Genomic DNA, 25,210 nt, shown 5'->3' on the forward strand with positions numbered 1-25,210 from the left:
GCAGGTCTGAGGCATGGGGAATAACGCGAACACCAATGATAGGCCCGCGCCACCGCCCGGTCAACGCCGCGCGACCACCTTGGCCGCCCTGCCCCGGCGGCAGCCGCAAGAGCACACGCGCCATTGAACTCAGCGCTCAGCGGCATAAACTGTACATCATGTATCCTGCCCCCCTGAACCTTATCAAACTGAGCGTCGGTACCGATAGTGTCGAGGACCTGATCGCTTGGCAGGCAACGCGCCGTGCACAAGGCGCGGACAAGCAGCCGCGGCACGTTACCCGTATGTGGCCCAAGCGCGCGGCCGAGTTGCTAGATGGCGGCTCAATCTATTGGGTCATCCAAGGCGTGCTGCAATGCCGCCAACGCATCGTGCGGCTGGACGAAGTGATCGGGCAGGATGGCATCCGCCGCTGCGGAATCGTGCTTGAGTCGGAAATTGTCCGCACGGGAACTGTGCAGAAACGCCCATTTCAGGGGTGGCGATATCTGCCCGGCAGCGATGCACCCCCCGACCTCGCCCCCGCGCGCCGGGGTGAAGACGCCCTTCCACCAAGTCTAAGCGCCGCATTGTCTGACATTGGTGTGCTGTAAAAGTCACAGCAAGCGCGTTGCCGCCCGGCTGAATCGGAGCACAAAATCCAATTTTCGGCACGAATTCGCTTATATTAATGCTACCTCAAGTTGCTGAAAACCCTTTATCAATTGACCATTTCTCAAATGCCGCCGACCCGCAGAATTGCGTTGGGCCATTTGTTGCCGATTGAATTCACCATTTCGTGAAACCAAACGTTAAATCAAACCGTTGCAACAGGGAAGCCGATCCTAAATATGGGCTTATACGACGTTGCCTTAACTCAAGGGGCACGCCGAAACATCGAAAGGACACAAACATGAAATTCTTCCTCTCCGCCACAGCAGCAACCGCCCTGATGGCCGGTACAGCATTCGCAGGTAACATTGAGCCCGTCGCAATGGAGCCAGTGCTCGCGCCGGCACCTGCACCCGTCTACTCTTCACCTAACTGGACCGGCTTCTACGCTGGTGGCCAGCTGGGCTACGCAAACATCGACACCAACGTCTCCGGCGTTGACGGTGACGGCCTCATCGGTGGTCTCGTTGCTGGTTACGACTACGATCTGGGCAACTGGGTTGTCGGTGCTGGCTTTGACTACGACTGGACTGACGTAACGCTGAGCAACCCGCTGGGCGCGACTGCAGACGTTGACAGCATCTGGCGCGCCAAGCTGCGCGGCGGTTATAAGCTGGGCAATGGCCTGCTGTATGCAACTGCAGGCTATGCAAATGCTGACATCAGCGGTTCCGGTGATGACGACGGTTACTTCGTCGGCGGCGGTTACGAGCACATGGTTACACAGAACATCTCGCTCGGTGGCGAAGTTCTGTACCACGAGTTCGATAACTTCAACAGCTCGGGCACAGACGTCGAAGCAACGACTGCACAAGTTCGCGCAACATTCCGCTTCTAATTGGACAGTCGGGCCGCTTAGGCCCGGCAACCAAGCCAATGAAACGCGCGGCCTCAATGGGCCGCGCGTTTTTTTATGTCAGAGGCTTCATTTAAAAGTTTGCTAGACGCCAACCCTCTAGGTCAGCCGCCGATCCGTCTCAATCAACGCTCAGCTTGGCCATTAGGCCAGCCAGAGTGGTACGGTCAGCATCGCTCAGATCAATACGGCGCGCCCGAAACAGCGTTGCCTGACTGCGCAGGATCACACCGTCGTCCAGCAGCTTTAGATGATTGGCGCGCAAGGTATCGCCTGTAGATGTGATGTCGGCGATCGCCTCGGCGGTCTCGTTCTTGACCGTGCCTTCGGTTGCGCCTTGGCTATCGACGAGGCGATAATCAGCAACGCCGTGGACGCGCAGAAAATCGCGTACGAGTCTGTGATACTTGGTCGCGATCCGCAATCGGTGGCCATGCGCTGCACGAAATGCGGCTGCGACGGCATCCAGATCGTCCAGCGTTCCCACATCGACCCAAGCGTTCGGCACCGCCAGCACCAGATCGGCGTGGCCAAATCCCAGCTCAGCCAACGGCTCGACGCGGCCCTCCCATCCGGCCAGCGTTTCGCGCACCAGATCGGTGCCGGTTACGCCCAGATGGATGCGTCCGGCAGCCAATTCGCGGGGTATTTCCCCCGCCGACAGCAGAACCAGCTCGACGTCGCCCGCACCCTCGACGATGCCGGCATATTCGCGGTCCGATCCCGTCCGGCCCAGCGTAACACCGCGCGCGCCAAACCAATCAAACGTCTTTTCCATCAACCGCCCTTTGGACGGCACACCCAGACGTATGCTCATGCGGTATCCCCTAGCAAAGCCAGCAGACCGGGGCGGATCACGCCGCCCACGGCAGGTATCTCACGCCCCGCGCCCAGCTGCCGGGTCAGCGCGTCATAGCGCCCGCCCGATGCAACAGGCGGCAGATCGGGATGCGCATCGGAGGTAAAGCCAAAGACGAACCCATCATAATACTCCATCTGCGCGCGGCCATAGCTAGCCTCAAATGGCAAAGCCGCGACATCGACGCCGCGCGCATCCAGAGCGTCCAGCCGTGCGGCAAGCTGTGCGACCGCGCCCGCAATGGCAGGCATATCTACGGCGATATCGCGCAAATGCTCCAGCGCGTGGGGGCTGGTCTCGCGCACGGCGAGGATTGCGTCGATCAGCTCCACTTCGCCTTCACTGATGGGCGGGGTGGCGGCATCGTCGCGCAGCGCTGTGATACGCGCGGCTATCTCAGCCTGACTGCGCAGGCCTATCAGCGGGCCTGCGCCTGCGATCGGGTCCGGCGTTTGCAGCAACGCCGTACGGCTCGGCGGCACGTCTGCACGGCCCGCAAACCGTTCCATTAGTGTGCGAAATCGGCGGGGGCGCCAAATATGGCGGCGCAGCGCCGCCTTGCGCGCGTCCGTTGTGTCCAAGCCATCGACAGCCGCCATCAAAATACCGATATCGCCCGTCACTGCCTGAAGCCCCAGCGGCGCGACGATGCCCGCGATCAGCGCGAACACCTCCGCATCTGCCTCGGCGGGGGCGGCGCCGCCCATTACCTCGTAGCCAACTTGCATGTATTCGCTAGCCCGGCGCGGATCATCCTCCTGCCGGCGAAACACTTCGCCGGAATAGGTATACCGCGCGGGCTCGGCCCCGCTTTGCATATGCATTTGTACGACGGGTACGGTGAAATCGGGGCGCAGCATCTGCTCGCCCTTTAGCGGATCTGACGTGACGTAGGCGCGCGCGCGGATATCCTCGCCATATAGGTCTAGCAGCACCTCGGCAGGTTGCAGGATCGCCGTCTCGACAGGCTCCGCGCCCGCCGCCTCAAAGACGCCGCGCACACGCGCAGCCTCTGCGCGAATGGACGCGCGCGACGGCATAGGTCCCAGCTCGGCCATCAGCCCGCCCCGTTCAAAATGTCGCGCACTTTGGCAACCAACTGGCTGCGCGGCACTTCGAACTGGCTGGGGCGTTCCTTCCACTCCTCCAGCGTCGCGCCTTCGGCCATCTGCGCGCCCAGCACCAGATCCTTGATCTGGATGACCCCCTTCGCTTGCTCGTCCGCGCCTTCGATGATGGCGACGGGGCTGCCGCGTTTGTCCGCATATTTCAGCTGGTTACCGAAATTCTTGGGGTTGCCCAGATACACTTCGGCGCGGATGCCCGCCTGCCGCAGCTCGGCGACCATCGCCTGATAATCGGCCATGCGCGCACGGTCCATCACTGTCACCACGACCGGGCCGGGAGTTGGAGCGCCCCCCTGCCCCTTGGCGCGCAGCGCAGCAAGCAAGCGGTCCACACCAATGCTGACGCCGGTGGCAGGAACGGACTGCCCGGTGAACCGCTTGACCAGGTCATCATAGCGCCCGCCGCCCGCAACGCTGCCGAACTGCCGCTTGGCGCCCTTGTCGTCGAGGATGTCGAACGTCAGCTCGGCCTCGAACACAGGGCCGGTGTAATAACCAAGGCCGCGCACAACGCTGGGATCGATGACGATACGGTCTGGGCCGTAACCTTGTGCGCTAAGCAACGCTTCAATTTGGCGAAGTTCTTCGACACCTTCTGCGCCGACAGTTGAGCTGCCAATGATGACGCCGAGATGGTCCAACACTTCATGGTTCCAAGCCATACCGTATTTTTGTCGTGACGCTTCACGATAGTTATCCGCTACAATATTAATACCATCAAACTCTTTCGCTCTTCCTTCGAGCTTGGAAGCAACGACATCATTCGCGTTAACGAACATCATCACCACATCCGCCTGCGCATCATCCAGACCAGCACCTTTGGTGAAATCGCCGCTGTCGTCCTTGCGCCCTTCGCCCAAAAGCGCACGCACGCCTTCGGGGCCGAGCCTGTCCAGCTTGTCGATTGCGCGCAGAACGATGCCGCGCTCGGTTTTCTTGTCCTCACCCGACAAGCGCGCGACCTCAAGCACGCCGTTCAGCACCTTGCGATTGTTGACGCGCACCACATAGTCACCGCGCGCGATCCCGACCGTCTCAAGGCAGTCGGCCAGCATTGCACACATCTCGGCATCTGCCGCCACGCTGGGTGCGCCCACCGTATCCGCATCACACTGATAAAATTGGCGAAACCGCCCCGGTCCCGGCTTCTCATTGCGCCAGACGGGCCCCATCGCGTAGCGCCGGTAAGGCGTCGGGAGGTCGTCCTTGTGCTGGGCATAAACCCGCGCCAGCGGCGCGGTCAGATCGTAGCGCAGCGCCAGCCAGTCACCGGGTTTTTCGCCCTCGTCCTCCTGCCACGCAAAGACACCCGCATTGGGCCGCTCCACGTCCGGCAGAAACTTGCCCAGCGCCTCTACCGTCTCGACCGCCGCGCTGTCCAGCGCGTCAAAGCCGTAGTGGTGATAGACCCGCGCGATCGCCTCCAGCATCGCTGCACGCTCCACTACCTCGGCGCCAAAGTAGTCGCGAAAGCCCTTGGGCGTCTGCGCCTTGGGGCGCGGGGTTTTTTTCTGCTTGGCCATTATATCGCCTTTCAGACGCTGCCTCAGTTTCCCGGCGGTCTAGCCCAAGCACCGCCCCCCGGCAAGCAGGGCGCCGCCCTTGCGGATTATTCTTGGGGATAACATCCATTGCGAAGGCGGCGCACGCGCGCCCGCTTGACCCGATGCCCGGCCCGCGCCACAAGGGCGCTATGGAACGCCTCGAAGAACAGATCGCCCACCTCATCCGCACGCTTGACGACGTGTCCGACACCGTCGCGCGGCAGGACGCTGAAATTGCCGTGCTCACCCGCCGGGTCGAGATGCTGATGCGCCGCGAGGCGGAGCGTGATGAGGGCGCGGGCGGCTCTGTCGCTATGGGAAGCGAGCGGCCCCCTCACTACTAAAGCAATGGAGCGCCACTTTGATAAAGTACATATATCCTGATGGCAGCCACTGTTACCGCGCGCTGCACACCACTTATGCCGTTTTCCGTGATGACACTGGCAAATTGATCGCGCGCGCCCAGAAGGCGGACGGCGCGCTCTACGAATTCGAGATAGCCAGTTTCGAATTGCTAGAGGCCGGGCGCAATTACAGCTAGCCTAAATGTCCTGCACATCCATGACGCCGTCGAGGCTTTTGATCGCGCCCTTGATCTGCGGCGTCACCGGATAATCGCGCCCTGCTGACAGTTCGACCTCGCCGGGCAGGCCATCGCCGATGAGGCAAAACCGGATTGGGCCGGGCCGGGACGCGCGCGCGGCATCGGCCGCGCCTTCCAGAACACGTGCGACCGATGCCATCGCGGACGGCTCATCAACAAAAATCAACAGGCCAAGGCTGCCTGCATCCGCGACCACGCCGTCTATCGGCGCGACAGAGCGCGCCAGCAGCTTTAGCTGCTCGGACTCCATCGTCGCCTCGACGGTGATGACCACCTGAGCGCCGGTTTCCAGATGTTCGCGCGATTTCTCCAGCGTTTCCGAGAACATGACGACCTCGTAGCCACCCGTGGTATCGCTGAGTTGCACAAACGCAAAGCGATTGCCGCGCGCTGATTTCCGCTCCTGCCGGCCCGCGACGATGCCGGCCATTTTCACTACGCAAGGCGCGCGCGCGGCGTCCTGCATGACTTGGTCCAGCGTCTTGACACTCTTGCGCTTTAACGCGGCCATGTAGTCGTCCAGGGGATGGCCCGACAGATAGAACCCGACGGCTTTGAATTCCTCGTTGAGGCGCTCAGCCGGTTGCCAGTCATCGACGGGCGGCAGGCGCGGTTCGGGCAGATCCTCGCCGGCCTCGCCAAAGAGTGACACCTGCGCCGAATTCTTCTGATCGTGGATCGCGGCTGAGTAGCTCATCAGCGGCTCAAGGGCGTCGAATACGCGGCGGCGATTGCGATCAATCTCGTCAAACGCGCCGGAACGGGCCAGCATCTCCATCGGCCGCTTGCCGATGCGCTTGATATCGACGCGGCGGGCGAAGTCATAGAGCGTGGCAAACGGCTTGTCCTCACCGCTCGCGCCTTGCGCGCCGCCAGTGCGGCCCTCGACGATCAGCTTCATCGCCTCAACACCGACGTTTTTCAGCGCGCCCAAGGCGTAGTGTAGAACGCCATTACGCACCACGAACTGTGCGTCCGAGCGGTTGACGCAAGGCGGTGCCCAATTCAGCTTCAGCCCCTTTTTCACCTCTTCGAAATAGACCGAGAGTTTGTCGGTCAGGTGTATATCGCAGTTCATGACCCCTGCCATAAACTCGGTCGGATGGTTCGCCTTCAGCCATGCCGTTTGGTAGCTGACGACCGCATAGGCCGCCGCGTGGGATTTGTTAAATCCGTAATTCGCAAACTTATCCAGTAGGTTCCAAACCTCCAGCGCCTTGTCGTCATCAACGCCGTTTTCCTTGGCGCCCGCGATAAACTTGGGCCGTTCCGCATCCATCGCCGCTTGAATCTTCTTGCCCATGGCGCGGCGCAGCAGGTCCGCGCCGCCAAGGCTGTAGCCCGCCATTTCCTGCGCGATCTGCATCACTTGTTCTTGATAGACGATGATGCCCTGCGTCTCGTCCAGAAGATGGTCGATGGTGGGGTGCAGCAATTCGCGCTCGGATAGCTCGTTCTTCACCTCGCAGAATTTCGGAATATTCTCCATCGGGCCGGGACGATAGAGCGCGACCAGCGCGATGATATCCTCGATGCAGTCCGGCTTCATCCGCTTGAGCGCGTCCATCATGCCCGAGCTTTCAACCTGAAACACCGCGACAGTCTTGGCGCGCGCATAGAGCGCGTAGGTCTTGGCATCGTCCAGCGGGATCTGTCCGATATCGTTTTCGGCGCCCGCGTGCGGCTGGTAGATCGCGCTACCATCGGCGGCGGTGTGCAGATCGCGGCCCTCGCCGTGAATCTGCGCCATTGCGTTCTGGATCACGGTCAGGGTTTTCAGGCCCAGAAAGTCGAACTTGACCAGCCCCGCCTGCTCGACCCATTTCATGTTGAATTGGGTCGCGGGCATGTCACTGCGAGGGTCTTGATACAGGGGCACCAGCGCGTCCAGCGGGCGATCGCCGATTACGACACCAGCCGCGTGGGTCGACGCGTTGCGCAGCAGCCCCTCGACCTGCATGCCGTAATTCAGCAGGCGGTCGACGACCTCTTCATTGCGGGCCTCTTCGCGCAGGCGGTCCTCTTGGATCAATGCCTGCTGAATGCTGACGGGTTTGACGCCCTCGACGGGGATCATCTTGGACAGGCGATCCACCTGCCCGTATGGCATCTGGAGGACTCGGCCGATATCGCGCACGGCAGCCTTGGACAACAGCGCGCCAAAGGTGATGATTTGGCCCACGCGGTCGCGGCCATATTTTTCCTGCACGTATTGGATCACCTCTTCTCGGCGATCCATGCAAAAGTCGATGTCAAAGTCGGGCATCGACACACGTTCGGGGTTCAGGAACCGTTCGAACAGCAGCGAATAGCGCAGCGGATCAAGGTCCGTGATTGTCAGAGCATAAGCGACGAGCGACCCCGCGCCCGACCCGCGCCCCGGACCCACCGGAATATCGCGGTCCTTGGCCCATTTGATGAAATCGGCAACGATCAGGAAATAACCCGGGAAGCCCATGCCCTCGATGATGCCCAGCTCAAACTCCAGCCGCTTTTCGTACTCTTCCACGCTGACGGCGTGGGGGATGACGCTCAGACGCTCGACCAAACCCTCCTTGGCCTGGCGGCGCAGCTCGACCACCTCGTCATCAGCAAACTTTGGCAGGATCGGGTCGCGGCGATAGGCGCCAAAGGCGCAGCGCTTGGCGATTTCCACGGTATTTTCGATCGCTTCGGGCAAGTCGGCAAAGAGTGTCGCCATTTCCTTGGCCGTCTTGAAGTTATGTTGCGGTGTGAGGCGGCGGCGCGGTGCAGACTGATCAACGTACGTGCCCTCGGCCACGCACAACATGGCGTCATGCGCCTCGTACATCTTGGACTTGGGGAAATAGACATCGTTTGTCGCAACCAGCGGCAGATCCATCGCATAGGCCATTTCGATATGGCCGCGCTCACTGCTGCGCTCTGCCTCGGGCAGGCCGTCCTCGCCGGGGTGGCGCTGCAACTCGACGTAGAGGCGATCGCCATAAATCTCGGCCAGTTGCCGCATCAGCGCCTCCGCCGCGTCGCGCTGCCCAGCGCGCAAGAGCCGCCCAACCGGGCCGTCCGGCCCGCCAGTGAGGCAGATCAGGCCGCCCGAGTGTTCGGCCAGATCCATCCGCGTCACATGCGGCAGCGCGCCGTCGCCGCGCAAATAGAGGCAAGAGTTGAGCTTCATCAGATGCTCGTACCCCTGCTCATTCTGGGCCAGCAGGACAATGGGTGCGGGCGTGGCAGGACGCTCGCCCGGCGCGACATCGACATAGGCCAGATCAATCTGGCAGCCCATGATCGGCTGGACGCCCGCCTCTGCCGCCGAGACGGCAAACTCGAGGGCAGCGAACATATTGTTCGTATCGGTAACGGCGACGGCGGGCATCCCCGCATCGACGCACATAGCCGGAAGCTTTTTCAGCCGCACGGCCCCTTCCAGCAAAGAGTATTCGCTATGGACGCGCAGGTGGATGAATCGGCTATGGTTTTTCATAACCTCACTTTAGGCCAGCGGCAGGGATGCCGCCAGTGCCACCCCGCGTCACGCGGCATAGGTGATGCACCCGCCGCAGATCGTGATCATTGGGCGCGCCGCATGGATGGCATTGGGCGCGCAGGCCTCCAGATCGCGGTCCATGATTACCACATCGCCCATCTGGCCCGTTGCCAACTGTCCCTTGCGGCCCTCGTTAAATTCCACCCACGCATTGCCCGACGTGTAGGAGACAAGCGTATCCATCAACGTCTGGGGCCGCACGTCCCATGGTGCACCGGGCTGCAATGGCGCGATAGCGCATTGGATATTGCGCATTGCGTCAACCGGTATGACCGGCCAATCGGTGGAAAAGATCACCGGTGCACCCGTCTCGCGGATGCGCTGCCATGCGTAGGCGTATGGGTACTGGTCGTCGTGCAGAAGCGTGCCCTGCGGGAGAATTGGGAAGTAATCGCCCAGCGGCGAATGGCGCGGTTGAAGGGACGCGACCGCGCCCAGCTGCCGGATACGTGGCAGGTCATCGGGGTGGATCACCTCAATATGCTCGATCCGGTGGCGGGAATCGCGGCGACCGTTGGCCAGTTGCGCAGCAGCATACCCATCCAATGTTCGCCGCGTCGCCAGGTCACCGATGGAATGAACGCTGAGTTGCAGCTCCATCGCGTCCGCGCGCACGCAGGCCTCGTTAAAATGATCGGGCTCGAACACAGGCTCGCCAATCGTGCGGGTGCCGGGATAGGGGCGCGTCATCAGCGCAGTATGCGTATCGAGCACACCGTCCATGAACATTTTAACCCGGCCCGACCAGACCCGATCGCCAGTATAGAGGCGACGCATCTCCACGGCCTCCTCCAGCCGGTCGAGCGGGTCGTAATTCTTGAGGTGGAACGGCACCTGCATGCGGCATTTCAAATCGCCCGCAGCATCCAGATCGCTGAGCAACTCCAGTTGGTAGAAATTCCCGTCCATGTTGTGCATCGTTGTGATGCCATGCGACGCGGCGTGGGCCAGACCCTTCGCCAGCAGGCGGCGGTCGGCGGCGCGCTCGGCCTCGGTGGCGGGCGGCTCGGGCTCCGCTCCAGTGACGTAGCCCAGCATGTCGCGCCCGCCCGTCCGGCTAAGCGTCAGGACAGGGCCAAATGCGCCGGTTTCCTGCAACTCGCCGGTGGCAGTCTCGCCCTCCATCACGATGACGCTGCCCTCTGGCACCGGGGCGCCGTGCAGCAGGTTTGCGGCCTCAAGCGCCATCGTATTCGCCCATAGTGTGTGAATATCAGGCGATAGCAGCGCCATGGGGCGATCCGGCAGGATCGCATCCAGATCGTGGCGCGTAGGGTTGCGCCCGTCCATCAGGCCATACGCGGTGCCAGTGCCTAAAATCATCGGCTCATCGGGATTGGCATCGGCATAAGTGCGGATGGTGCGGGCGGCGTCCGCCACCGTCTCAACCCCCTCCATCGCCATGAATTCAAGCGCGGCGGACCCTTGGAACAAATGCACGTGGCTGTCGATCAAGCCCGGCATCACCGTGCCACCCGCCGCGTCGATCACGCGCGCATCCGGCGCGGCCAGATCGCGCATTTGCGCCGTGCTGCCAACCGCCAAAATCACACCGCCCGCCAGCGCCACAGCTTCTGCGCGAGGGTGGCTTGCATCCATCGTCAGAACTTTGCCGTTCACGATTACCAGATCCGCCATGCCTGCCATTACAGGTCCCTTTTCCTGTGCGGACGCGCGCCCGCGAATGATACTCTGTCCCGGTTCAATCTGGGCCATAGGCCCTGCGGGGTAAATACCCCTCGCAAAGGATCAGGCACAGGGCATCGCACCGGGCGGGGCTGCGCGCGAATAAGACGATGGGGTCTTTACCTTTGCGGCTGCTGCGCCCTAATCTGCCCGAACACCCCCGGCAAGGAATCGCACGTGGGGCCATAAAACACAGGGGGTAACGCCGCATGGTACAGCAGGCACAGACAGCCGCGACGGCATACAGCGGGGCAGATAACGTGATGGTGCACGCTGAACGCGTAACCAAGACGTTTGGTCAGGGCGCGAGCAAAATCACCGCGCTTGATGCCGTGTCAGTCGACATTCGCAAGAACGAATTTTTTACACTGCTGGGCCCGTCGGGCTGCGGTAAAACGACTCTTTTGCGCCTGATCGCGGGCTTTGATCTGCCCGATGGTGGCCAGATCCTGTTGGACGGGCAGGAAATCGGCCACCTGCCGCCCTACAAGCGGCCCGTAAACACGGTATTTCAGTCCTATGCGCTATTTCCGCATATGAGCGTGGCGCGCAACATCGGCTTTGGACTAGAGATGCAGGGCCGCCCAAAGGCCGAGATCAAGGAGGCCGTGGCCCGCATGCTGGCGCTGGTCCAGATGGAGCATTTGGCAGACCGGCGCACCGATCAGTTGTCGGGCGGGCAACAACAGCGCGTGGCACTGGCCCGCGCTCTTGCGCCGCGGCCCAAAGTGCTGCTGCTGGACGAGCCGTTGTCAGCGCTGGACCTCAAGCTACGCAAGGAAATGCAGATCGAACTGAAACGGCTTCAGGAAGAGACGGGCATCACGTTCGTCTTTGTTACGCACGACCAAGAGGAAGCGCTCACCATGTCAGACCGGATCGCGGTCATGCAGGCCGGTGCGATCCTGCAAGTGGGCGCGCCCAAGGAGATCTACAACAATCCCGCGCGCCGCTTTGTTGCGGACTTCATCGGTGATATCAATATCTTGGAGGGCGACCTTAGCGATAATGGTGCCCACGTAATTCTGCCCGGCGGGACCAAAATCGGCGCGTTGTTATCAGCGGGCGCCGCCCGCGAGGGACGCGCCTCGGTCGCGATCCGCCCCGAAAATATGGAGCTTACCGCGCCCGATGCCCCAGATGCGGCGCTCAAGGGGCGCGTGACCAACATCGTCTATTTCGGTGCCGGCCATAACGTGCACATCGCGCTGGATGGCGGCGGCGAAGTACTGGTGCGCCGCGCTCAGACGGATGCGCAGATCGGCGCGCAGGTAGGCATATCCGTGCCGGATGCCGTTCAGGTTCTGGTGGACTGATGGCAGATCTCACCGACACCCTGCCGGAAAGCGCAACCACCGCAGACCGCCTTGCCGAGGCGCGCCGCCAGACCGAGGCGTCCGCGCGGCGTCGTCGCTGGCAGCTCTTGTCGCCCGCGCTGATTATCATTGGCATCTTTGGGCTCTTTCCGCTGACGATCACGCTGATCTATTCGTTCCTCACCCCCGGCACGTATGGCGGCGTCACGTGGAAATTTTCAACCGACGCATACGTGCAGTTTCTGTTCGACCGCGACATCTTTGACGACACGCTGCAATTTTCGGGTACCTACCTTAGTATCTATGGCCGCTCTATCGGGCTGGCATTCGGCGCGACCGTCGGTGCGCTGATTGTCGGATTTCCAACCGCCTATTTCATCGCGTCCAAGCCGCTGGAGCAACGCAATCTGTGGCTGTTTCTGATCACCCTGCCCTTTTGGGTGAACCTCTTGGTGCGCACCTATGCGATCCTGCTGATCATCCGCGACGAGGGCATCATCAACCTCAGCTTGATGGGTATGGGCGTGACCGACAGCCCCATCGGCATGCTCTATACCGACTACGCGATTTTCGCCGGCCTGATCTATAGCTACCTGCCGTTCATGGTGCTGCCCCTTTATGCCTCGCTGGAAAAGCTGGATTTCCGGCTGGTTGAGGCGGCATATGACCTCTACGCCAGCCGGTTTCAGGTGCTGCGCCATGTCATTATCCCGATGGCCAAGCCTGGCATCGTGGCAGGCTGCATCCTCGTTTTCATCCCCGGCCTCGGCGCCTACATCACGCCCGAATTGCTGGGCGGCGGCAAAGAGCTGATGATCGGCAACCTTATCGCGCTGCAATTCAGCGGCTCGCGCAATTGGCCCTTCGGCTCGGCCGCCGCGCTGATCCTGATGGTCGTGGTGATGGCATCGCTCATCATCTACGTTCGCTATTCCGGCAAGGAGGGCAACGGTCATGGCTGATCACAAAAGCACCCAGACACCCGCGACCGTCGCCAGCCCCGATCCTGTTGCGCCGCCGCGCCGCCGCCGGATGAAGGATCTGCGCAAGCAGCCCGGCTTTGACACGATGGCGTGGATCTGCCTCTTTTTCCTATACGCGCCCATCGTGATGCTGGTGGTGTATTCGTTCAACGACAACCGCTCTGTCGTGATCTGGACGGAGTTTAGCCTGCGCTGGTACGCCGCCGCGTTCGACAATGACGGCATTCGCAAGGCGACCGTCGTGTCACTACAGGTGGCCGCAGTCGCAACAGTCTTTGCCACCTCATTCGCCACGATGGCCGCACTGGCCACAACGCGGGTGCGCCCATTCAAGGGCCAAACGCTCGCCTATGCGATCATCAATCAGCCGCTGATGGTGCCCGAAATTGTCACGGCGGTCGCCACGCTCGCGTTCTTTGGCATTATCAAGCAGATATTCAACATCAACGGCATCGGCTTTCTCATGCTGGCGCATACGGTGTTCTGCATCCCGTTTGCCTATATGCCCATCCGCGCGCGGCTGGAGGATATGAACCTGTCGCTGGAGCAAGCCGCCGCAGACCTCTACGCCACCCCCATTCAGGTGTTTCGCAAGGTTACATTCCCCCTGATGGCACCGGGGATCGTTGCGGGTGGTATGCTGGCGTTTGTGGTATCATTGGATGACGTGATCATCACGCTACTGGTCGCTGGCCCCGGCGAGACGACGCTGCCGGTCTACATTCTTGGCCAGATCCGGCGCGGGATCACCCCTGAAATCAACGCCGTCTCGACAGTGCTCTTGGGGCTGTCGGTGGTGCTGGTCTCGATCTTCTTCCTGATCGGGAACAAAAAGCGGACGTAAGGTCCGCAAACAAAACTAACCAACCGGAGGACTATCTAACATGAAAAGAACAACACAAAGTATGGCCGCGACCCTCGCCGCCGCCGTGGCCCTTGTCGGCCCCGCATGGGCCGAAGGCCAACTGAACCTGTACAACTGGGGCAACTACACCTCGCCCGAGCTGATCGATAAGTTCGAAAAGGAATTCGACGTCGAAGTGAACATCGACGGCTATGACAGCAACGAGATCATGCTGGCGAAGGTCCGTGAAGGTAACACCGGCTACGACATCGTCGTGCCCAGCGACTCGACCGCCGCGATCATGGTCGAGCAGGATCTGCTGGCCGAGGTCAAGCCGAACGAGATGGAAAACTTCTCGAATATGAACCCCACATGGGTCGACGTCTATTGGGATCCGGGCCGCAACTATACCGTGCCGTGGCAGTGGGGTACCACGTCGTTCACCGTCGACAGCGAGGTCTATGACGGCGACATTGATACACTGGCGTTGATGTTTGACGCACCTGACGAGCTGAAGGGCCGCATCAACATGCTGTCCGACATGCCCGAAGTTATCAACGCCGCGCTGCGGTATCGGGGCTATGACCGCTGCAACAGCAACACCGAAGAGCTTCGGGACATTACCGAGCTGCTGATCAAGGCAAAGGCCGACTGGCGCACGATGGATTATGCAACCATCGAAAAGCTGACATCGGGCGACGTGGACCTAAGCCAGACTTGGAACGGCGCCGCCATGCGCGCGCGCGATCAGCGCCCAACGCTGGTCTATGCCTACCCCAAGGAAGGCTTTACCGGCTGGATGGACAACGCTGCCGTCCTGAAGGACGCGCCGAACATGGAGAACGCCAAACTCTTTATGAACTTCATCATGCTGCCAGAGAACGCGGCGCTGATCTCAAACTTTGCCCGCTATGCCAACGGCATCACCGGGAGCGAGGAATTCATGGACGAGGACATGAAGACCGCGCACGAGATCGTCATGCCTGACACCGCACCGGCGCCTGACTTCGTCAAGCCGTGCGAGCAGGAAGTCACCGATATGTACAACCGCATCTGGACGAAGCTGAAGCAATAAGGCACTGACTATTCGGGCGGGGCGCGCAAACTTGTGCCCCGCCTTTTTTGTGCCTGCCCCATGACCACCAAGGAATGACCTCATGACGCCCCCCAAAGCCCACATCCCGAAGGCCCCGGCCGCCGCACCTGTGCGCACCGCCCGCGAGATGGGCATCATGCAGGGGCACCCGCCGGCCGCCGAGGCGATTCCCGGCCCGTCGAACTGGGACCTGCCCCCGTTCAATCGCTGGTCATTTCAAAACATGCGCAGCCTCTTCCCAACCGCCGACGTACCGCGCGGCGCAGGTCCGGTGCGTGCGCTGCCCAGTACGCATCAGGATATTCTGCCGATCGACTACAAAACGCTCGAAGGCCCTCGGCAAACTGTTCGCGATTGGCTGAACACCAGCTACACCGACGGCTTTTTGGTGATGAGCCGTGGACAAGTCGTGCATGAAAGCTATCACAACGACATGGGCGCGCTTACGCCGCATCTGTCGCAGTCCATGGCCAAATCGGTGGTCGGAACATTGGCCGGCGTGCTGCATGGCGAGGGTAGTCTGGATCTGGACGCGCTTATGTCCGACATCGTGCCTGAAATGGCCCATTCAGGCTATGCTGGTGCGACGCTTCGCAACGTGCTCGACATGCGCTCGGGTGTACGCTTTACCGAAGATTACGGCATCCCCGGCTCTGACATGACGCATATCGACATTGCCAGCGGCTGGCGCCCTCCGCTACCGGGCGCGCCCGTGCCGACCATCCGCGACGTCATCCTCGGCCTGCCGCAAGAGCGCCCGCACGGCGAGGCGTTCAAGTACCGTTCGATCGAGACGGACGTGATTGCATGGGCGCTGGAGCGTAGCGCAAGCCAGTCGCTGGCCAGCCTGCTATCTGATCGCATCTGGTCGCGCATCGGCGCCGAGCGGGACGCCTATTTCACGGTCGACCGTGCCGGGACCGCGCTGGCAGATGGTGGCTTTAACGCGACTTTGCGCGACTACACCCGCTTTGGCCTGATGATGCTGGAGGGCGGCGCGTGGGACGGCGTCCAGATCGTCCCCGAAGCGTGGGTGCGCGCCAGCGCCGCCGGTGATCGTTCGGCCTACGGCGAACCCTATACCGCCACATCGCCCAAAGGCGCTTATAGCCGCCAGTGGTGGATCCACGACGCGGAGCGCGGCGATTTCATGGCGCGCGGCGTCTTTGGCCAGCTGATCTATATCGACCCAAAAACCGATTTTCTGGCTGTCAAACTGTCGACATGGCCTGATTTCCTGATCCACAGCTATACCGTCGATATGCTGGCCGCAGTCACCGCAATCCGCGACGCGCTATCGCCCGCATAAGCGCGACGCGCGGCTCAACCCTCGTGCATGTTTTGACCTAAAATAGCGCGTTTGCGTCAGGCAAATACTGATGATGCTGCGCACGGCAAAACTTTACGCGTCACGCATGATGCGTCATGGTGGCCGTGCGCCACCCCCCGTGTCCCCTGTTTCGGTTGGTTTTTTGGGTTTGGGGTCAACTTGGGCGGCAACCAGACTTGGGGACACATCAGTGACACAGCAGGGCCTTTCCGCAATCAACCAGTCCTACCTCGGCGATGTTGCATACGAAAAAATCGCCAATGCAATCGTCAGCGGCGGGTTTCAGCCCGGTGAAAAGCTGACCATTCGCAGCCTCGCCGATACGCTGGAGATCAGCTCGACCCCGGTGCGCGACGCGGTCAAGCGGCTGCTGCTGGAGAACGCGTTAGAGCAACGAGGTCCACGCGACATACGAGTGCCGATAATCACTCAAAGCAAATATCGCGAGATCGCGGACATCCGGCTGGAGTTGGAGGGGCTGGCCGCCGCCCGCGCCGCCGAGCGGCGCAGCGACAGTGATCTGGAGGCGCTGCACCAGAACATCGTCGATAACGAGGCCGCCATCGCGGCGGGCGACTGGCAACGCGCGATCCGTCTTAACAAACAGTTCCACTTCAGCCTTGCCGATATCGGACAAATGCCTGTGCTGCGCGGTCTGCTGGGGGGGCTGTGGCTTCAGATCGGACCGCCGATTTCATCGTTCTACAGCCTTGGCGGGCGCGATATGATCGACCACCATCATCCCGTATATGAGGCGATCCGCCTGCAAGACGCAGTCGCGGCCCGCCTGAACATCTCGCACGACATCGCCTGCTCGGTCGAAGGGATCATCGCGCATATCGACAAGGTAGCGGATAGCGGTTTCGCGACTTGACCAGCGCTTGCAAACCGCTCGCTAGGTCATATCCGGATAGAGCGCGATTAACTCTTGAACGATGTTCACGAACGCGGCCTCGGGCGGCGTCAAGGCGCTAGCTTCGGCATGCGCCAGATAGACGTTCGCGCCGATTGGCTCGTCCGTGATCTTGAGCGGCCAGAGCGCGCCAGCTTGAATATCGCCCTCTGCGGACATCAGCGGCAGGATGCCAATGCCCAGCCCGGCGGCGATCATACGGCGCACCTCCTCCATGTTAGTGCTAAGCCCGGCGATGTGGCTGCCCAGCCGCATACCGGACCTCAGGATTGACATTGGCTCCAGCCCCGCGCCCTCGGTCGCGCAGGCAAATGAGATGAATGGCTCGCGCTCCACATCCTCCACACTAACGGATGCACGGCCAAATAACGGATGCTCGGCGCCGCAAAACAGGTGAAATTCCTCGCGGAACAATCGGATAGCGCACAGACCGCTTGGCGGCTGTGCTAGCAGACAGATGCCGATGTTTACCCGCCCCTGCCGAACGCTCCGCACGATATTCTGGCTATTCTGGACCTCGCTCTGAAAGGTCACGGACGGATGGCGTTGATGATAGAGTCGCAGGATTTCGTCCAGCATGGGGGACGCGAGATTGCTAATGATCTGGTACCGCACCTCGCCGCTCTCTCCGACGGGCGCGCCGCGCACGGCCTGCGCAATTCGCTCGGCGCCGCGAAACATCGCGCGGCACTCGTGATAGATTTGCCCGCCCTGCTGCGTCAATGCAAAATGCCGACTATCGCGATAAACGAGCTGGCACTTCAGCTGCGCCTCCAACCGTTGTAGCGAAGCGCTGACCGATGGCTGGCTAACGCCAAGGCGGCGCGCTGCCTTGGTGATGCTTTGCTCTGCCGCGATGGCGTAAAACGTGCGCAGCAGGTTCCAGTTGGGGCCCGATTGTAGAGTGGCGTCCATGTCATTTTGTCCTCTCAACGCCCGACTATATCAGCGGCGCGCGGCATGACTATAGTTATCATAATCTAAGGCTATTTGACCGATGCAACGATGCAGGGTCTGCTTTAATCGCGAACACACGCCGGAGCCTGTCATGACCGTATCACTCGACCTTTCGGATATCGAAACCGCGACGCTGGGCCACTTTCTTAGTGAGGGGTTCATGGCGCCGTCCATTCAGGGGCTAGTCCCTGAACGACGCATATTTGGCCCCGCGTTTACCGTGCGCATGCCAAGCGACGATGGCGCGGCGCTGGTCCAAGCGCTGGCACAGGTGCAGCCGGGTCAGGTAATCGTAATTGATCGTTGCGGCGACCTGCGCCATGCGTGCTGGGGCGCCGTCACTACCGCAGCGGCGCAGGCACGCGGCGCAGCGGGAGTTGTAATCGACGGCTTCGTCACCGACCGCTCAGCCATTCTGGCCGCTGGATTTGCCGTCTGGTGCCGCGGACGCTCGCCCATCACAACCAAGCCGCGCGGCCTGTCGGGCGACGTGAACGTGCCGATCAATTGCGGCGGCACCGCGGTCCGGCCCGGCGATATTATCCTCGCCGATGAAAGCGGCGTGGCCGTCATGGACCCGGCCCAGGCCTCCGAGTTCTGCGCGCGTGCGCGGCAGATACAGCATGACGAGATCGCGATACTGGAACGGCTAAACGCTGGCGAAACACTAGCGCAAATAACCGGGCGCGCGAACTAACGCGTCCAGAGGCGGCTAACCGCCCGATGAGAAACCACCACAAATCAACAGAGGACATCATGACACATCACACCCCCAAGTATTTCCTGTCCGGCGCTGTGGCTCTTGCCGCCTCGCTGAGCTTTGCCGCCGGTACGCCCGCTATGGCGGGCAAAGAGGATAACACCCTCAACGTTGCCTTCGCCTCCGAACCTGAGCCGCTGGACACCTACAAGATCGCTGGCCGCGAGGGTCTGATTCTGGCGCGCCATATCTTTGATGGACTGCTTTACAAAAACCTCGACACCGGTGAAATCGTCCCCGCGCTGGCCGAAAGCTGGGAGTTTACCGGCCCATTGACCATGGAATTCACCCTGCGCAAGGGCGTGAAATTCCACAACGGCGCGGAGTTTACCGCAGATGACGTGGTGGAGACGCTGAATACCGTCATCACCCCCGAATACGGCACGCGCTATTCGATCTCGGTCGACTGGATCGAGAGCGTTGAGAAGTTGGCTGATGACAAGGTCCGCATCAACATGTCCAAGCCCTTTGCCGGCGCGGTTGAAATGCTGGCAGATGCCTTGCCGATCTATCCGCACGAGTTCTTTGCTGAGAACGGCTCCGAAGGGATGGCTGCGACCCCCATCGGAACGGGCCCCTACAAGCTGGTCTCGCAAGAGCCGGGCATCCGGTATGAGATGGAGCGCTTCGCAGATCACTACGAAGGTAGCCCCAAGAGCGGCGCAACCATCGACAAGATCATCGTGCGCACCATGCCCGAGATGAACACGCAATATGCCGAGTTGATGTCAGGCGATTTGGACTGGATCTGGCGCATCCCGCCCGATCAGGCCACGCAGCTAGAGAGCCGCGTACAAATCATCAGCGCGCCCATTATGCGCATCGGTTATGTCGGGTTCGCCCCTGAATCGCTGGGCGGCGACAGCCCGATCGCAGACAAACGCGTGCGCCAAGCGCTGATCCACGCGACAAACCGCGCGGCTATCACCGACGCCTTTGCCGGAGGCGCATCAAAGGTATTGAACACGCCCTGCAACCCGGCCCAATTTGGTTGCGAGCAGGACGTGACGGTTTACGAATATGATCCTGAAAAGGCCCGCGCCCTGCTGGCTGAGGCGGGTTATGAGGACGGGTTCGAGATGGAGATGGTGTTCGCCGCAATGCCGCGCCCCACTGCGGAGGCCATAGCCGCCGATCTGGCAAAGGTCGGCGTCACGCTGATCCTGAACGAGCAGCAATATGCGGCCGGCATCGGCCAATGGCGCGCCAAGGAGTTGCCTGCTTTCTTTTCTAACTGGGGCAGCTACGGTATCGGCGACACCGCGTTCATCCTGTCGAACTTCTTTGGCGGCGGCGACGATGATCTGGTGCAGAACCCCGAGCTGGCCGAGTGGTTGACCGTCGCCGATAGCGCATCCGACCGAGACGTGCGCGCCGAGAATTATAGCATGGCCGTCAAGAAGATCGTCGACGAGGCATATTGGATGCCGATGTATAACTTCAACGTCAACTATGGGCTGGCAGACGATCTGAACTTTACGCCCCATCCCGACGAGTTCGCGCGCTGGTGGAACTCCAGCTGGAAGTAATCCGCCACGTTTGAGCAAACGGTCCGGGCGGCACCCCTCGCTGCCCGGTCCCTAACGGACGAGGACGCATCATGCTGGGTTACATATCGAAACGGCTGCTGGTCGCGTTCTGCGTCTGCGCCACCGTGTCGGCCATCAGCTTTGCGCTGATGTTCCTATCCGGCGATCCAGCCATCGCCATCGCGGGCGCTGGCGGGCGGGCGCAGGATGCCGAAGCGGTGCGTATCGCCTACGGCTTTGACAGGCCCATCGTGACGCAATATCTGGACTGGATTGGCAGCGCCCTAACAGGCGATCTGGGGCGCAGCATCTATTTTAACGTGCCTGTTACCGAAATTATCGGCAACCGGGTTGGCGTCACGCTGCGCCTTGGGGTGCTGTCCTTTCTGCTGGCGCTGGTCGTCGCGGTTCCATTGGGCATCGCGGCTGCGCTGCGCCCAAATGGCTGGATCGACCGGCTGGCACTGGTGCTGGCAGTCACCGGGCAGGCAATTCCAAGTTTCTGGCTGGGCCTGATGGCCATCGTCGTGTTCGGCGTATGGTATGGCTGGGTGCCGATTTCTGGGGCCGAGACGTGGCAGGGCTATATCTTGCCCGTCATCGTGCTGAGCTATTACGCGATGCCCGCAATGATGCGCATCACTCGGTCGGGCATGATTGACGTGCTCGCGACCGACTACATTCGTGCGGCCCGCGCCAAGGGGCTGCCAATGGGCACCGTCATCTTCCGCCACGCGCTCCGCAACGCGGTGCTGCCACTGGTATCGCTTGCCGCCGTGCAGCTAGGCCTGCTGCTATCCGGCTCTATCGTAATTGAGAGCGTGTTCGCCCTAAACGGACTGGGCAGGCTTGCATGGGAGTCGCTGCTCCGCAGCGATCTGCCGGTGGTGCAGGCAATCATCCTGATCCTGTCGCTGCTCTACGTTTTACTGACTACGCTGGCCGACATACTGAACGCGGTGCTTGATCCGCGCCTGAGAGGAGTGTCCTGACATGACAGACGTCTCAGCTGAAACCCGGCCCGCCACTACCCTGCGCAAGTCGCTGCGCAATTCGGGCGTGATGCTCGGCGGCACGATCCTCGCCATCATCATTCTGATAGCCATTTTCGCCCCGCTTATCGCGCCGCACGATCCGGTCGCGCAGGATTTGTCGCGCCGCCTGCTGCCCCCCTTCTGGCATGATCGCGCTGTGCCTGAACATCTGCTTGGCACCGACCAGCTTGGCCGCGATTACCTGTCGCGTATGATCTATGGCGCACGGGTGTCCCTAGGGGTCGGCCTTGGCGTCATCCTCGTGTCGGGGACGATCGGCATCACGCTGGGCCTGCTGGCGGGATATTTCGGCGGCTGGGTCGATATGGTCATCAGCTTTGCCATCACCACGCGGCTATCGCTGCCCATTGTGCTGGTCGCTCTGGCCGCCGTGGCACTGGGCGGCGCGTCACTGACCACGCTGATCACTGTGCTGGGTCTTTTGTTGTGGGATCGCTTTGCCGTGGTATCGCGCGCGGCGGCTCAAAGCCTGCGGCATCAAGAATTCATCATGGGCCTGCGCGCCATAGGCGCCAGCCGGTTTCGCATCCTCTTTCTCGAAATTCTACCAAACATGCAGAGCACAATACTTGTCGTTGTCACGCTAGAGGTTGCCAATGTTATTCTGTTGGAGGCCGCGCTGTCGTTCCTCGGCCTTGGCGTGCGGCCGCCCACGCCGTCGTGGGGCCTGATGATTTCGGAGGGGCGCGACAACATTCTGTTCGATCCATGGCTGATTGCGATGCCCGGCTCGGCGCTGTGCGTGCTGGTGCTAGCGGTGAACCTCTTCGGCGATGGGATGCGCGACGTGACGGGACCGGTGCGCAAATGACCGAAGTGCTACTTGATATCCAGAACCTGCAAGTGTCCCTGCCGACCGAGCGCGGCCTGCTGAACGCCGTGCGCGGCATCGACCTGCGAATTGAGCGCGGCCAGACACTGTGCCTTGTCGGCGAGTCGGGTTGCGGCAAATCCCTGACCGCCATGGCGATCATGGGCCTGCTACCACGCTATGCAAAGGTGAGGGCCGACACCTTTCAAATGGCGGGCCAGTATCTGACTGGCAAAGGCCATGCTAAGCTGGCGCAAATGCGCGGGCGCGAGGTTGCCATGATCTTTCAAGATCCGACCAGCTCGCTTAACCCTACGCTGACCGTGGGCAGGCAACTGACCGAAGGCGTCATGCGATCTGAGCGGCTAAGCCGGACAGAGGCGAACAATCGCGCCACCGAAATGCTGGACCGCGTCGGCATCTCCAATCCGGCCGCGCGGCTGACGCAGTATCCGCACGCCTTTTCTGGTGGGCAGCGCCAGCGGATCATGATCGCATCGGCCCTAATGGGCCGCCCGCGCCTTCTGATCGCGGATGAGCCTACGACGGCGCTGGACGTTACCATTCAGGCGCAGATACTGGGCGTCTTGGGGCAGTTGCAGGCGGATCTGGGCCTCTCACTGATGCTGATCACACATGATCTGGGCGTAGTCGCCGCCATCGCGACGGACGTGGCCGTGATGTATGCCGGCCGCATAGCGGAACTGGCCCCGGCGCACGATCTGTTCGCTGCGCCGCTGCACCCCTACACCCAAGGGTTGCTGCGCGCGATCCCGGTCCCCGGCGTCACGCCGCGCGGTAGCGAGCTGCCCGCGATTCCGGGCCGCGTGCCCGGCCTGATCGGGCCTATGTACGGCTGCGCATTTCGCGACCGTTGCGCGTTGGCGGGGCCGGAATGTGCCAACGATCCGGTGCCGCGCCTGATCCGCCAGCCCGGCCAGTTTGTCGAATGCTACAAGGCTTTTGAGACGGAGGCCGCGATATGACCGCGCCGATGATCCGCCTGTCTGGTATCCGCAAAACATTCAACCTGCGTCGCCGCCTCTTGGCACCGCCGGAGGAGTTGGTGGCAGTAAACGATCTGTCACTGGAGGTCGCAGAGGGCGAAACGCTGGGGCTTGTGGGCGAGTCCGGCTGCGGCAAAAGCACGGCAGTTAGCATCATGCTGGGCCTAGTGCAGCCTGATGCTGGCGCTATCGAAATCGCCGGGCAGCCCATTAGCGACATGCCCGTGCGTGACCGCGTAAGGCTGATCCAGCCGATTTTTCAGGACCCCAACGCGTCGTTGAATCCGGTAAAACGCATCAGCGCGTTGATTGGTCAGCCCCTGCGCCTACATGGCGGCGGCGACGTGCAGGCCGAAGTGGCTCGCATGCTCGACCTGGTTGGGCTGCCCGGCCGCATTGCCGATGCGTATCCAGCCGAGCTGTCAGGCGGCCAACGCCAACGCGTCGCCATCGCCCGCGCCCTGATCCTAAGGCCCCGTGTGCTGATCTGCGATGAACCGACATCAGCGCTGGACGTGTCGGTGCAGGCCCAGATTATCAACCTGCTGCTGCGGCTAAAGGTCGAGCTAGGGCTGACCATGGTGTTCGTCAGTCACAACCTGGCGGTGGTCGAACATTTGGCCGACAGGGTGGCTGTGATGTATTTGGGTCAAAAGGTAGAAGAGGCAGAAACTGGCGCCCTGTTTGATCTGCCCCAACACCCCTACACCCGCGCACTGCTGGCAGCCACGCTAGCGCCCAAACCGGGCGCGGGCCTGCCAAAGCTGGCCCTTGGCGCTGCTGCCGCAGACCCGTTCGCTATTTCGGCAGGATGCCTGTTCGCGCCGCGTTGCCCGGATGTGCAGGAAAGGTGCCGCGAGAATACCCAAGTGCTGCGCACGCTGAACGGTGCCCTCGTGCGGTGCGAACGCGCGTAATCCGGGCCAGGTCCAGTTTGCTGTATCCGTGTGCAGGTGGTTGTACGGCGGTATATGGCTGATGAGGGTATTGCGGCAAATCAGATGTTCGCATCCCCTGTCACGACTAAATCGCGAAGGCAGCAAAGACCCATGGACGAAGCCGCATAAAAGGCGGACACTCGTACCCAAGCCCGTCGATCAACGGTACCTTTCGCCCGAGATCGAAAAACGGCGAACGACCGCAGCCAAGCCCTGCCATTCCGGCACCGGATAGCTGCATGTTGGAAGGACATCCCATGGCCAAAGGCAAAAACACCAACAAAGAGAAGAAGAAGCCAAAGCAGGAAAAGCCAAAGGTCCTTGCGACGGCGAATTCGCTAGCGGGCAAACCTGCACTGTCAATTGGCGGCAAAAAGCCGAAATAGCGTTTGACGCCTCGTCCCCGGCCCTTGGATCGGTCCAATTAGCGCCTCAAAATGCTGATTGGGCAGAGGCGTATTCTGGCTAAGGAATACGGGCGAACCCTTACCCCCCTATCGCCCCAAAATACAGCCCAGGAGGCCGCCATGACCCAAGAAGAAAATGCCTCGAAGGTGCATTACATCTGCCAGACCTACATAGAAAAGAAGGCCGGGCAGCCCGGCTTGCAGATTGGCAAGCAGTTTCAATATTCCACAGCGGCAGAGGCTGAGGGGCGCGCGGAACGTGAATCCCTTCGGGAAGATTGCGCCGGGGCAGATGCGTATATGGTGATTGAGGACCCCAACTCGGGCGAAGTCGGCGAGCCGACATTTATAGTGAGGATTGGAAGGGTACCCGATTTAGATGACATTTGAAGTCTCTAAACTGGTCCG

24 protein-coding genes are annotated in these 25,210 nt (G+C 61.3%); 18 read left to right on the plus strand and 6 right to left on the minus strand.

The features are described from left to right. Positions 1 to 158 precede the first annotated feature (158 nt). The gene (locus MK6180000_RS10680) at positions 159 to 593 is read left to right on the plus strand and encodes a DUF1489 family protein (protein WP_138936454.1); all 435 of its coding nucleotides are present in this window, start codon (positions 159 to 161) and stop codon (positions 591 to 593) included. Positions 594 to 892: 299 nt separating this feature from the next. Next, positions 893 to 1,489, plus strand: coding sequence for an outer membrane protein (locus MK6180000_RS10685; protein WP_138934723.1), 597 nt, complete (start codon positions 893 to 895; stop codon positions 1,487 to 1,489). A gap of 139 nt (positions 1,490 to 1,628) precedes the next feature. Here MK6180000_RS10685 and hisG read toward each other — a convergent pair whose 3' ends face one another. From hisG to hisS, 3 genes are read right to left on the minus strand one after another with little or no spacing between them, the layout of a single operon-like run. Beyond that, positions 1,629 to 2,324 (minus strand): ATP phosphoribosyltransferase, encoded by a 696-nt coding sequence (hisG, locus tag MK6180000_RS10690; RefSeq protein WP_138934724.1) that lies wholly within the window; start codon positions 2,322 to 2,324, stop codon positions 1,629 to 1,631. After that, the gene (locus MK6180000_RS10695) at positions 2,321 to 3,406 is read right to left on the minus strand and encodes an ATP phosphoribosyltransferase regulatory subunit (protein WP_138936455.1); all 1,086 of its coding nucleotides are present in this window, start codon (positions 3,404 to 3,406) and stop codon (positions 2,321 to 2,323) included. The genes hisG and MK6180000_RS10695 overlap by 4 nt, the downstream gene beginning before the upstream one ends. A 17-nt stretch (positions 3,407 to 3,423) precedes the next feature. After that, positions 3,424 to 5,016, minus strand: a complete 1,593-nt coding sequence (gene hisS, locus MK6180000_RS10700) for a histidine--tRNA ligase (RefSeq protein WP_138934725.1) — start codon at positions 5,014 to 5,016, stop codon at positions 3,424 to 3,426. Between the two features lie 170 nt (positions 5,017 to 5,186). On the opposite strand from hisS, the gene MK6180000_RS10705 reads away from it, so the two are divergent. After that, positions 5,187 to 5,381, plus strand: coding sequence for a SlyX family protein (locus MK6180000_RS10705; RefSeq protein ID WP_138936456.1), 195 nt, complete (start codon positions 5,187 to 5,189; stop codon positions 5,379 to 5,381). A gap of 17 nt (positions 5,382 to 5,398) precedes the next feature. Further along, the gene (locus tag MK6180000_RS10710) at positions 5,399 to 5,578 is read left to right on the plus strand and encodes a hypothetical protein (protein ID WP_138934726.1); all 180 of its coding nucleotides are present in this window, start codon (positions 5,399 to 5,401) and stop codon (positions 5,576 to 5,578) included. Position 5,579: 1 nt separating this feature from the next. On the opposite strand, the gene dnaE is transcribed toward MK6180000_RS10710, so the two are convergent. Both dnaE and MK6180000_RS10720 read right to left on the minus strand, forming a co-directional pair. Next, the gene (gene dnaE, locus MK6180000_RS10715; protein ID WP_138934727.1) at positions 5,580 to 9,107 is read right to left on the minus strand and encodes a DNA polymerase III subunit alpha; all 3,528 of its coding nucleotides are present in this window, start codon (positions 9,105 to 9,107) and stop codon (positions 5,580 to 5,582) included. 48 nt (positions 9,108 to 9,155) lie between these two features. Then, positions 9,156 to 10,886 carry an amidohydrolase gene (locus tag MK6180000_RS10720; protein ID WP_246040489.1) on the minus strand — a complete coding sequence of 577 codons (1,731 nt, stop codon included), beginning with the start codon at positions 10,884 to 10,886 and terminating at the stop codon, positions 9,156 to 9,158. Positions 10,887 to 11,119: 233 nt separating this feature from the next. Here MK6180000_RS10720 and MK6180000_RS10725 point away from each other — a divergent pair, with 233 nt between their 5' ends. The 6 genes from MK6180000_RS10725 (at position 11,120) to MK6180000_RS10750 (ending at position 17,299) form a co-directional block, all read left to right on the plus strand. After that, complete coding sequence (locus MK6180000_RS10725; protein WP_138936458.1) at positions 11,120 to 12,172, plus strand: ABC transporter ATP-binding protein; 1,053 nt, start codon at positions 11,120 to 11,122, stop codon at positions 12,170 to 12,172. Continuing rightward, entirely contained in the window at positions 12,172 to 13,134 is a 963-nt protein-coding gene (locus MK6180000_RS10730; protein ID WP_138934728.1) for an ABC transporter permease, read from the plus strand. The genes MK6180000_RS10725 and MK6180000_RS10730 overlap by 1 nt, the downstream gene beginning before the upstream one ends. A 70-nt stretch (positions 13,135 to 13,204) precedes the next feature. Continuing rightward, positions 13,205 to 13,999, plus strand: a complete 795-nt coding sequence (locus tag MK6180000_RS10735; RefSeq protein ID WP_138936459.1) for an ABC transporter permease — start codon at positions 13,205 to 13,207, stop codon at positions 13,997 to 13,999. Positions 14,000 to 14,039: 40 nt separating this feature from the next. Then, positions 14,040 to 15,074, plus strand: coding sequence for an extracellular solute-binding protein (locus MK6180000_RS10740; RefSeq protein ID WP_246040490.1), 1,035 nt, complete (start codon positions 14,040 to 14,042; stop codon positions 15,072 to 15,074). Positions 15,075 to 15,156: 82 nt separating this feature from the next. Next, entirely contained in the window at positions 15,157 to 16,404 is a 1,248-nt protein-coding gene (locus MK6180000_RS10745) for a serine hydrolase domain-containing protein (protein ID WP_212751895.1), read from the plus strand. A 211-nt stretch (positions 16,405 to 16,615) separates the two neighbouring features. Next, positions 16,616 to 17,299, plus strand: coding sequence for a GntR family transcriptional regulator (locus MK6180000_RS10750; protein WP_171054597.1), 684 nt, complete (start codon positions 16,616 to 16,618; stop codon positions 17,297 to 17,299). Between the two features lie 21 nt (positions 17,300 to 17,320). On the opposite strand, the gene MK6180000_RS10755 is transcribed toward MK6180000_RS10750, so the two are convergent. Next, the gene (locus MK6180000_RS10755; RefSeq protein WP_138934730.1) at positions 17,321 to 18,253 is read right to left on the minus strand and encodes a LysR family transcriptional regulator; all 933 of its coding nucleotides are present in this window, start codon (positions 18,251 to 18,253) and stop codon (positions 17,321 to 17,323) included. 133 nt (positions 18,254 to 18,386) lie between these two features. On the opposite strand from MK6180000_RS10755, the gene MK6180000_RS10760 reads away from it, so the two are divergent. From MK6180000_RS10760 to MK6180000_RS10790, 8 genes are all read left to right on the plus strand, one after another. Further along, on the plus strand, positions 18,387 to 18,992 hold the full coding sequence (locus MK6180000_RS10760) for an RraA family protein (RefSeq protein WP_138934731.1): 606 nt from the start codon (positions 18,387 to 18,389) through the stop codon (positions 18,990 to 18,992). Positions 18,993 to 19,051: 59 nt separating this feature from the next. Next, positions 19,052 to 20,584, plus strand: coding sequence for an ABC transporter substrate-binding protein (locus tag MK6180000_RS10765; protein WP_138934732.1), 1,533 nt, complete (start codon positions 19,052 to 19,054; stop codon positions 20,582 to 20,584). A 71-nt stretch (positions 20,585 to 20,655) separates the two neighbouring features. Further along, positions 20,656 to 21,576, plus strand: coding sequence for an ABC transporter permease (locus tag MK6180000_RS10770; protein WP_138934733.1), 921 nt, complete (start codon positions 20,656 to 20,658; stop codon positions 21,574 to 21,576). Between the two features lies 1 nt (position 21,577). Beyond that, positions 21,578 to 22,450: an ABC transporter permease gene (locus MK6180000_RS10775; RefSeq protein WP_138934734.1), complete on the plus strand. Its 873-nt coding sequence runs from the start codon at positions 21,578 to 21,580 to the stop codon at positions 22,448 to 22,450. Further along, positions 22,447 to 23,436: an ABC transporter ATP-binding protein gene (locus MK6180000_RS10780; protein WP_246040491.1), complete on the plus strand. Its 990-nt coding sequence runs from the start codon at positions 22,447 to 22,449 to the stop codon at positions 23,434 to 23,436. Before MK6180000_RS10775 ends, MK6180000_RS10780 begins: the two co-directional genes overlap by 4 nt. After that, entirely contained in the window at positions 23,433 to 24,374 is a 942-nt protein-coding gene (locus MK6180000_RS10785; protein WP_138934735.1) for an oligopeptide/dipeptide ABC transporter ATP-binding protein, read from the plus strand. The genes MK6180000_RS10780 and MK6180000_RS10785 overlap by 4 nt, the downstream gene beginning before the upstream one ends. 278 nt (positions 24,375 to 24,652) lie before the next feature. Beyond that, complete coding sequence (locus MK6180000_RS20875) at positions 24,653 to 24,781, plus strand: hypothetical protein (RefSeq protein ID WP_281284643.1); 129 nt, start codon at positions 24,653 to 24,655, stop codon at positions 24,779 to 24,781. A 141-nt stretch (positions 24,782 to 24,922) separates the two neighbouring features. After that, on the plus strand, positions 24,923 to 25,192 hold the full coding sequence (locus MK6180000_RS10790; protein ID WP_138934736.1) for a hypothetical protein: 270 nt from the start codon (positions 24,923 to 24,925) through the stop codon (positions 25,190 to 25,192). Positions 25,193 to 25,210 lie beyond the last annotated feature (18 nt).

This window comes from Roseovarius arcticus (assembly GCF_006125015.1).
GTDB classification, from domain to species: Bacteria; Pseudomonadota; Alphaproteobacteria; order Rhodobacterales; family Rhodobacteraceae; genus Roseovarius; species Roseovarius arcticus.